This is a genomic window from Nioella sediminis, from assembly GCF_001879695.1.
Classification (GTDB): domain Bacteria; phylum Pseudomonadota; class Alphaproteobacteria; order Rhodobacterales; family Rhodobacteraceae; genus Nioella; species Nioella sediminis.
On record NZ_MNBL01000069.1, the window covers coordinates 37,964 to 44,884 of the forward strand.

Genomic DNA, 6,921 nt, shown 5'->3' on the forward strand with positions numbered 1-6,921 from the left:
AGCAAACCTTTGAGGGAGTCCGCCTTTACCATGAAACGCATCATCCTTGCCGCGCTGACCGGGCTTGCCCTGTCTGCCCCTGCCCATGCCCAGATGACCGAGTCCAGCTGTGCCGTCAGCTGGGGCATGGTCAGCGCCCCGCTTGGCCTGCCGCCGGATCTGGCCACCGCTCAGTTGGAAGGCGAGGCCTGCATCGCCCGCGATCTGGAGATCGTGAACGGGCGCATCCGCGTTCTGGTCGATGAGCTGCGCTGGCAACTGGACGGGCTGGAGGCGCTGTTGATCAGCGGGGCGCTGCTGGACCGGGTCGAGGTGACCGCGCGCGGGGTCTATGTGCTGGCCGCGACCGGGATGCCTGATTTCGACTATGTGATGGAGGCGCAGGCACGGGCGAGCGAGGGCATCTCGGTCGATCTGCTGGCCACCCATGCGGACGGTGAGGTCATGCTGGACCGCCTTCATGTGGACTTCCCGGGCGAGAACGCCATCGACGCCACCCTGCACCTGACCGATGTCGACCCGCGCGCGCCCGATCAGACCGTGATCCGCGCCTTCCGGCTGGAGGTGCTGACGCGCGGGCTGTTCGAAACCTATGCGCTGATGCCGCTGGCCAACCTGCTGATCGGGTCTTCCGATGATCCCGAGGCCGAGGTGGCCCGACTTCAGGCCGAGGCCATCGCTGCCATTGAGGCATTGCCAGAGCCCCAGTTCCACCGCACCACGCGGGCCGCACTGACGATGCTGTTTCAGGATATGCCCAACCCGGCGGGCCGGGTCATTTTCGCCCTGCAGGCCGATGACGGATTGCCGATCAGCCAATTGAGCGAGGATGCCGGATTGCTGGGGCGCTTGCCCGCGTCCGACCCTCTGGCCACTTTGGCCGGGGCTGATCTGCAAGTCAGTTACTATAGATACGGGGCGGAATGAGCGATTGGATCGTTTCGCTGGCAGGCACGCCGGAGGGGGCAACACTCGCAACCTTTCTGGCGCTGCTGGCTGCGATCCTGCACGCGGTCTTCGGCGCGCTGCAAAAGGGCCGCCATTCGCCGCTTTTGTCGCGCGGCATCATTGATGCAAGCTATGGGCTGATGGCTGCGCCTGTCGCTTTTTTCGTCGTGCCGTGGCCCGCGCCGCATATGTGGCCCATTTTCGGGGTCATGATGCTGATCCATCTGGGCTACAAAGCCGCGCAAGTGGCCAGCTATCAGCGCGGGGCTTATACGGTCGTCTACCCGGTGATGCGTGGCACCGGGCCGCTTTTTACCGTGATCGGGGCCACGATCTTCTTTGGCGAGCATTTTTCCCTGACCCAGTGGGCGGGCGTTCTGACCCTGCTGACGGGCATCTACGGCCTTGCCTTCTACAACCTGCGCACGATCACCGTGGACCGCGAAACGCTGGTGCCGGCCCTATGGCTGGCGGTTCTGACCGGGCTTTTCGTCGCCGCCTACACCACCTATGACGCCTACGGCATCCGCGCCGCGAACGATCCCTTTACCTTCCTCGCCTGGTTCTTCTTCCTCGACGGCCTGACCATGCCACCCGTGGCCTGGTACGCCTGGCGGCGGATGCCCGATCCGCCCGCCTTCGGGCCACTGGCCTTGCGCGGGTTGATTGGCGGGCTGGTGGCGATGGCGAGTTTCGGGTCGATCCTGCTGGCCACGCGGCTCGATCAGGTGGGGCAGGCGGCGGTGCTGCGCGAAACCTCGACCGTCTTTGCCGCCCTCATCGGCTGGCTGATGCTTGGCGAACGGGTCGGCCCCCGCCGTTTGGCGCTTATGGGGTTGATCGCAGCGGGCGCGGTGATAGTTGAGATGGGCGGATAATTTGAGGCGCGATTGATGGAAGAACGCAAGATCAACCCCTACGTGAAAAGCGCGCTGGAGCTTGGGCCACCGATCCTGTTCTTCGTGGTCTACCTGTGGATCAAGGACCGGACATTCACTCTCGCCGGGCATGAGTATTCGGGCTTCATCATTGCGACGGCGGGGTTCATCCCGCTGCTTCTGGCCTCCATCGCCGCGCTCTGGTGGCTGACGGGCAAGCTTTCCCGCATGCAGATTTTCACCGCCATTCTGGTCGTCGTCTTCGGTGGCCTGACGGTGTGGTTCGACAACGAGGCCTTCTTCAAGATGAAGACCTCCATCGTCTATGCCTTCTTCGCGGTCGTTCTGGGCATTGGCCTGTTGCGCGGCGAAAGCTGGCTGCAATTCGTCATGGGGGAAATGATGCCCATGGAGAAAGAAGGCTGGATGATCCTGACCAAACGTCTGGTGGCGGCCTTCGCGTTTATGGCGCTGGCCAACGAGATCGTCTGGCGCACCCAGACCACCGAATTCTGGGTGACGTTTGAAACCTTCGTCCTGCCCGGCTTCCTCTTCGCCGTCTTCATGTTCCAGGCGAAGCTGTTTGAACGCCACATGATCGAGAAGGACGAGGGTTAGCGCCTAGCCTGTCGGGAGGCTCAGCTTTGCAAGACGTCCGCCTTCGATTGGATAGACTTGGCCGGTAACGAAGCCCGCATCCCCTGAGGCCAGGTACGCCACAAGTGCGGCAACCTCGCGCGGTTGGCCGGTGCGTGCAAGAGGGTGAATTGCGGCAATTCGGTCGGCGAATTCGGTGTGATCAGGGCGCGCAGCGACGAGGTCCCGGTTCAAGTCGGTTTCGATCCAACCCGGCGCCACGGCATTGCAGCGGATACCCTCGGCCCCATGGTCCACCGCGACCGCCCGTGTCAGCCCGTGCAGACCGGCTTTTGACGCGCAGTAGGCAGTGTGGTTCGGATTGGCTGCAATCCCTTCGATCGAGCCGACATTGACAATGCAGCCCCGTGTGGCACGCAGATGCGGAAGAGCAGCGCGGATCATAAGGAACGGCGCGGTCAGATTGATGGAGAGACAGCGCTGCCAATCTGCGAGAGACGTCTCCTCGATCCCGGCCTCCTGCATCACACCTGCATTGTTGATCAGGACATCGAGCTGCCCGGCGTGCGAAATCAGGGTTTCGACAACCTGGCAAGGGCTGTCGGGGTCGGTGAAGTCGACCTCTATGGTCGCAAAGCCTTCCGACGCACCGCGCTGTGCGGTAAAAACTTGCGCGCCTTCATCCCTCAAACGCTCTGCAATGGCGCGCCCGATCCCCGTGCGTCCACCAGTGACCAGTGCCACTTTGCCCCTCAATCGCATGGCGTCCCCGCGTCGCTGTCACGTCAATACAAGTCTGCCATAGCGCTGCAAATTCGGAAGCGCAGAACATATTCCGGCTGCCGCAAAGGCAAAAAGCGACATCATGTGTGGCACAGTTGCCTGACCCATTGACCCAGATCAGGGGCCGTCCTTGACCTTGCTGTTAGACTGGCAGCAGGAAAGAGGAGGACCCAACATGACATCTCGCATTCTGGTGCCGGTCGATCTGGATCATATCGACAAGCTCGACAAGGCCCTCGACATTGCCGGGAAAGCCGCGAAGGAGCATGGGGCCACCGTCACCTATGTCAGCGTGATCGACCCGGTGCCAACCGCCTCGAAACGGCTGGAAGGGCACGAAGCGCAAAAGAAGCTGGATGCCTTTGCCGATGCTCAGGCCAACACCCATGGGATCCGCACGGATGATCATGTGGTCCTGCGCGGCGATCTGCATCTGCATGTGGGCCGCGAGATCATAAGGGCCGCCGAAGATGCCAGTTGCGACCTGATCGTGATGGCCAGCCATGTGCCCGGTTTCAAGGACCACTTCCTGACCTCGAATGCAGGCTACGTGGCAACCTACGCCCCTGTTTCGGTTCACGTCGTGCGCTAAGGCGCACCCCGCATTCTGCGTCACCCGTGGCGCGGGGGCGCCTTGCGCGGTTTGCGCGCACCGGGACGCGCCGGTTTCTTCTTCGCCTCGGCATGACCGTCGGGCAGGGCGATCCCCAACTGGTCGCGCAGCACCTTGGGCTTGATCTCTTCCACCTCGCCGGGTTTCAGCTCGTTCAGCCGGAAGGGGCCATAGCTCACCCGGATCAGCCGGTTCACATCCAGACCGATTTCCCCCATGGCGCGTCGGATCTCGCGGTTCTTGCCCTCGCGCAAACCCACGGTCAGCCAGGCATTCGCGCCCTGTTGCCGGTCAAGTGTCACATCCATCGGCTGAAACCGCTCGCCCTCGATGGTCACGCCCTTGCGCAGCGGCGCGAGGTCTTCATCCTTCGGCGCACCCTTCACCCGTACGCGATACTTGCGCAGCCAGCCGGTCGAGGGCAGCTCCAGCTTTCGCTTGATGCCGCCGTCATTGGTCAGCAGCAGCAGCCCCTCGGAATTGAGGTCGAGCCGACCCACGCTCATTACCCGCGGCATGTCCTCGGGCAGCATGTCGAACACCGTCTCGCGGCCCTTCTCGTCGCTTGTTGTCGTCACAAGGCCCTGCGGCTTGTGATAGAGCCACAGGCGCGGGCGATCGGGCGCACCCACCTCCTTGCCATCCACGGTGATCTTGTCAGACGCCGTGACATTCAGCGCCGGGCTGTCGATGCGCTTGCCGTTGACGGTGACGCGGCCCGCCTCGATCATGCGTTCCGCTTCCCGACGGCTGGCAATGCCGGCGCGGGACAGGACCTTGGCGATGCGGTCGCCCTCTGGGGTGTTGGTGCTCATGGCTTTGGACTAGCGGTTTGACAGCGGCTTGGAAAGCGGCAAAGGAAAGCCATGACCGGTTTCATCAGCCATATGCAGACCGCGCTTTGTGAGGCGCGCGGCGCCGCCGAAGCGGGCGAGGTGCCCGTGGGGGCCGTGATCGTCGGCCCCGATGGCAAGGTTCTGGCGCAGACCCGAAATCGGATGCGAGAGCTGAAGGACCCTACGGCCCATGCCGAGATGCTGGCCATCCGCGCGGCCTGCGCGGCGCTTGGGTCGGAACGGCTGACCGGCTGCGATCTCTACGTGACGCTGGAGCCTTGCCCCGCCTGTGCGGGGGCCATTTCGGTCGCCCGCATCGCGCGGCTCTACTACGGCGCGGCGGATCCCAAATCGGGCGGCGTGGCGCAAGGCCCGCGCGTCTTCGATCACCCGCAGGCCCATCACAAGCCGGAGGTCTATTGCGGGATCGGCGAGCAAGAGGCGGCGGATCTGCTCAAGACCTTCTTTGCAACGCGCCGCTGATCCTTTCATCTTGGCTAAAATACCTCAGGGGGGTGCGGGGGGAGGATCCCCCCGCGGATCGGATGGCCGAAGGCCATTCGAAATCCCTTACAGCGCAATCGCCTGCATCACTTCCGGCTCGATCACGTCGACACCGGGCAGGGCGGCGGCCAGTGCCTCGGCGGATTGTTCCAGAATGGGGAAGGTCCGGTAGTGGCAGGGGATCACCGTTTTGAAGTCGAAGAACCGTTTCGCCGCGTAACCTGCGCGGTTCATGTCCATGGTAAAATGGCCGCCAGCCGCCAGGATGCCTATGTCGGGCGCATGCAGGTCGGCGAAGACACCCATATCCGCCATCACATCTGTATCGCCGGAAAAATAGATGGTCCGGCCTTCGCCCGCGATCATGAAGCCGCATTCGGTGCCACCCCATTTCGGGCCATCGGGCGTGCCAAAGCTCGACGAATGCACCGCGTTGACCATCGTCACCGCCACATCGCCCAGGGCAACCGTGCCGCCCTTGTTGAAGCCGACGGTCTCGATGCCTTCGTTTTCGGCCCAATGCCCCATCAGGTCATACTGGCCCACGACCGGCACCCCCAGATCCTTTGCCAGATCCAGCACATCGGCCACATGGTCGAAGTGACAGTGGGTCAGCAGGATATGGGTGGCCCCGGCAATCGCGTCCGCCTTGCGCTCCTCGGGAAAGACCGGGTTGCCGGTGAACCATGGATCGACCAACAGGACCTGCCCTGCGATCTCGATCCGGAAACTGCCATGCCCGAGCCAGATGATGTTCATTTGTCCTCTCCCCGATTTCTTGGATCATTCAGGGGGCAAGGTTAGCCGCTGCCGGGCCTGCGTCAAACGGGTTTCGCCGGAATTCACTCATGCAGGCGCTTGCGGCCCTGCGCCATGCCCGGTAAACCCGTGCCCGATCCAGATTGCTCAAGTCCGAAGGTGCAACGCCCCATGTCCATCGACATCGAAACCGCCGCCCGCGTCGCCAAGCTCGCGCGGATCAAGGTGGAAGAGGAGGACCTGCCCGCGCTGGCAGGTGAGTTCAACGCGATCCTCGGCTTCATCGAGCAGTTGCAGGAACTGAATGTCGACGACGTGGAGCCGATGACATCGGTCACGCCGATGCGCCTGAAACGGCGTGAGGATGTGGTGACCGACGGCGATCAGCAGGCCAAGGTTCTGGCCAATGCGCCCGATGCACGGGAAGGGTTTTTCGCGGTTCCGAAGGTGGTGGAATAATGTCCGATCTCAACAAACTGACCATCGCCGAGGCGCGCGACGCGTTGCGCAAGGGCGAAACCACCTCCGTCGCACTGACCGAGGCCTGTCTTGCCGCCATTGACAGCGCCGACGCGCTCGGTGCCTTCGCCCATAAAACGCCGGATCTGGCGCTGGAGCGGGCCAAGGCCGCCGACGCGCGGATCGCGGCGGGCGATGCGCCCGATATGTGCGGCATCCCCGTGGGCATCAAGGATCTCTTCTGCACCGAGGGCGTGCCGTCGCAGGCCGCCTCACGCATACTCGAAGGGTTCAAGCCGGAATATGAATCGACCGTTTCGGGCCAGCTGAAAGACGCAGGCGCGGTGATGCTGGGCAAGCTCAACATGGACGAGTTCGCCATGGGGTCCTCGAACGAGACCTCGGTTTACGGCAACGCCGTGAACCCCTGGAAAGCCGGCAATGGCGACGACCTGCTGACGCCCGGCGGCTCGTCGGGTGGGTCGGCCTCCGCCGTGGCCGCAGACCTTTGCCTGGCCGCGACGGGCACCGATACCGGCGGCTC

Annotated in this window: 10 protein-coding genes; 7 read left to right on the top strand and 3 right to left on the bottom strand. The window is 63.4% G+C overall.

Annotated features, from left to right (window positions below; all coding sequences use genetic code 11):
- Nucleotides 1-30: 30 nt before the first annotated feature.
- Genes BKY26_RS09560 through BKY26_RS09570 form a run of 3 tightly spaced genes read left to right on the top strand, consistent with a single transcriptional unit; the run spans nt 31 to nt 2,444 of the window.
- Nucleotides 31-927: a hypothetical protein gene (locus BKY26_RS09560; protein WP_071690167.1), complete on the top strand. Its 897-nt coding sequence runs from the start codon at nt 31-33 to the stop codon at nt 925-927.
- Nucleotides 924-1,826: an EamA family transporter gene (locus BKY26_RS09565; protein ID WP_071690168.1), complete on the top strand. Its 903-nt coding sequence runs from the start codon at nt 924-926 to the stop codon at nt 1,824-1,826. Before BKY26_RS09560 ends, BKY26_RS09565 begins: the two co-directional genes overlap by 4 nt.
- Before the next feature lie 15 nt (nt 1,827-1,841).
- Entirely contained in the window at nt 1,842-2,444 is a 603-nt protein-coding gene (locus BKY26_RS09570) for an inner membrane-spanning protein YciB (RefSeq protein WP_071690169.1), read from the top strand.
- Nucleotides 2,445-2,447: 3 nt separating this feature from the next.
- On the opposite strand, the gene BKY26_RS09575 is transcribed toward BKY26_RS09570, so the two are convergent.
- Complete coding sequence (locus BKY26_RS09575; protein ID WP_245764442.1) at nt 2,448-3,167, bottom strand: SDR family NAD(P)-dependent oxidoreductase; 720 nt, start codon at nt 3,165-3,167, stop codon at nt 2,448-2,450.
- A gap of 214 nt (nt 3,168-3,381) precedes the next feature.
- Here BKY26_RS09575 and BKY26_RS09580 point away from each other — a divergent pair, with 214 nt between their 5' ends.
- Nucleotides 3,382-3,798 (top strand): universal stress protein, encoded by a 417-nt coding sequence (locus tag BKY26_RS09580; RefSeq protein ID WP_071690171.1) that lies wholly within the window; start codon nt 3,382-3,384, stop codon nt 3,796-3,798.
- 20 nt (nt 3,799-3,818) lie between these two features.
- Here BKY26_RS09580 and BKY26_RS09585 read toward each other — a convergent pair whose 3' ends face one another.
- Nucleotides 3,819-4,634, bottom strand: a complete 816-nt coding sequence (locus BKY26_RS09585; RefSeq protein WP_083431392.1) for a pseudouridine synthase — start codon at nt 4,632-4,634, stop codon at nt 3,819-3,821.
- A 51-nt stretch (nt 4,635-4,685) separates the two neighbouring features.
- On the opposite strand from BKY26_RS09585, the gene BKY26_RS09590 reads away from it, so the two are divergent.
- The gene (locus tag BKY26_RS09590; protein ID WP_071690172.1) at nt 4,686-5,138 is read left to right on the top strand and encodes a nucleoside deaminase; all 453 of its coding nucleotides are present in this window, start codon (nt 4,686-4,688) and stop codon (nt 5,136-5,138) included.
- Between the two features lie 87 nt (nt 5,139-5,225).
- Here the strand turns inward: BKY26_RS09590 and BKY26_RS09595 are convergent, their stop codons facing one another.
- Complete coding sequence (locus BKY26_RS09595) at nt 5,226-5,918, bottom strand: metal-dependent hydrolase (protein ID WP_071690173.1); 693 nt, start codon at nt 5,916-5,918, stop codon at nt 5,226-5,228.
- A gap of 171 nt (nt 5,919-6,089) precedes the next feature.
- Between BKY26_RS09595 and gatC the strand changes: the two genes are divergently transcribed.
- Nucleotides 6,090-6,377, top strand: coding sequence for an Asp-tRNA(Asn)/Glu-tRNA(Gln) amidotransferase subunit GatC (gene gatC / locus BKY26_RS09600; protein WP_071690174.1), 288 nt, complete (start codon nt 6,090-6,092; stop codon nt 6,375-6,377).
- Nucleotides 6,377-6,921, top strand: a 545-nt coding sequence (locus tag BKY26_RS09605; protein WP_245764443.1) for an amidase family protein, incomplete at its 3' end; no start/stop codon positions are given. The genes gatC and BKY26_RS09605, both read left to right, overlap by 1 nt.